We start from the raw sequence: 1,770 nt of genomic DNA on the forward strand, positions 1-1,770 counted from the left end.
GGGTTCGACAGTCTGTAGGCACGAGAAGTGCCTCAAACCCATGTGGTGCAAGGGCTAGAGGCACTTGTGGATAATTTGCCGTGTGTCTACGTTTTTGCCCCCTGAAAAAGTGAAATATCCTGTATTTTAGCGGGTTCCGGGATTTTCAACAAAAAAAGAATTCTCTTTTGACCTTCGGTTATCTCTGTTCTTTGATAGACCTTTCCGTCCGTCGATTCATACTCAATCAGATGCATATCTTCCAGTTCCGAGCGCAATTGGGGCCAGGTCTGATGGGTGTTAACCTCTGCAATTCTAACGAGGAGAAGAGATAACCAACACAGGAGGACATGAGCTCGTATCCGTTCTTCTTTGCGGTGATAGACAGGCCTTAGTTCCAGCGTGGTTTTAAGAGTTCGAAACGCTCGTTCAACTTCAAGGAGTTGCTTGTAGCCTAAGGCAACATCTTCCACGGAAAGGGTATCATCCGATGTGCGGATCAGATATCTCCCATCGAGATGCTCCATCTCTTTAACCGCTTGGTTATTGATCTTGAAATTTCCTTTAGAGTCCATCTTGAGATACTTTTTGTACGTGATGTGACTGTTAAGGCGGCAATGAGCTTTGGAGTGAGCACTTCCATCCAGTTCTTTAAGCTTAGCAAGCTCCGCTTTGAGTTTCTCCAGATGCTTTTCACGCCTTGCAGCATCCCGTCGAGCTTCAGCAGGATTGCGGACAAGTACATAGCGAACGCGGGCTTCGCCGTCACCTACGATGACTTCTTTTACCTCAAGGTTTTCGCGAACAGATCGGAATCGCCCAGGATGAGCGAGTGCCTTTTCGACGATGGGTTTACCTGCTGTCATCCGTTCACCCACAATATAGTGACCACCCGCCTCTTGAAGAATGCGCAGGTTTCCTTCGGATGAAAAACCTCGGTCAGCCACTGTCACCACTCGACCGAGCTTCCACCCGGTTAAGTCTCTCTTAACCTCTGGGATGACTGTCATATCCGAGGTGTTTCCGGGCCAAGACCAGCATCGTATGGGGATACCGTCCCTTGTCACAGCTAAACCAATCACAATTTGAGGAAGGTCAGGACGGCGGTCTTTTGAATGACCTTGGAGCTTAAAATCTTCATCGTCCCATTCATCCATCTCAAAATAGGTAGACGTGGTATCAAAAAACAGAAGGTCAACTTCTAGATTAAAAAGATCGGAGACGGCCTTGAAAACCTCGTGCTGAATCTCTTCTTCCGATTCTAGAAGGAAATCCATCGCTCGGTAGCAGTGCTGGACATCGAGATCATTCAGCCCTGGAAGCATGACTTTCTTGGAAATCCATTCTTCCAGTCCTAGTTTACTGGAAGGTGCTAGGGCTCGATTAGCAACCATCGCTAAGATAATCCGTTCCATTTCCGTCCGAAATTCACGGTTCTTGAGACGTTTTGCCAACAACTTATCGATCCCGATGCGCTTCCAAAGTCCATCGAGGAGCCAAGCACCACCCATAGGTCGACTGGATAGAAACTTCAACTCCGGCGTTTGGGCATCGAAAAGGGTTGGCTCTTGGCCCAGAAAACGCTGGATGCTCCGAGCCAGACGTTTTAGTGCATCCATATCCAGTTCATCCATCCGTCCGAAACTATGAATCACCTCTGCCTGCGGTGTGCCCGTCTTCGGATTTCGAACGTTATGAGCCAACTGAACATATTTAATGACCTTATTATCTTTGTTTTTACGGGAACTTACACGAATATACATGGTTCTATTATATCATCCCGCACCTACA

Annotated in this window: 1 protein-coding gene; it reads right to left on the bottom strand. The window is 47.5% G+C overall.

Annotation, left to right across the window (positions count from 1 at the left end; genetic code table 11):
* Window positions 1-86: 86 nt before the first annotated feature.
* Window positions 87-1,742, bottom strand: a complete 1,656-nt coding sequence (locus DSBG_RS21425; RefSeq protein WP_068967033.1) for an IS1634 family transposase — start codon at window positions 1,740-1,742, stop codon at window positions 87-89.
* Window positions 1,743-1,770 lie beyond the last annotated feature (28 nt).

The sequence above is a fragment of the Desulfosporosinus cupriresistens genome, assembly GCF_001707885.1.
Lineage (GTDB): Bacteria > Bacillota > Desulfitobacteriia > Desulfitobacteriales > Desulfitobacteriaceae > Desulfosporosinus.

Coding starts and splice junctions, on each gene's coding strand:
- DSBG_RS21425 (WP_068967033.1), bottom strand. CDS start 1,742: ATGTATATTCGTGTAAGTTCCCGTAAAAACAAAGATAATAAGGTCATT.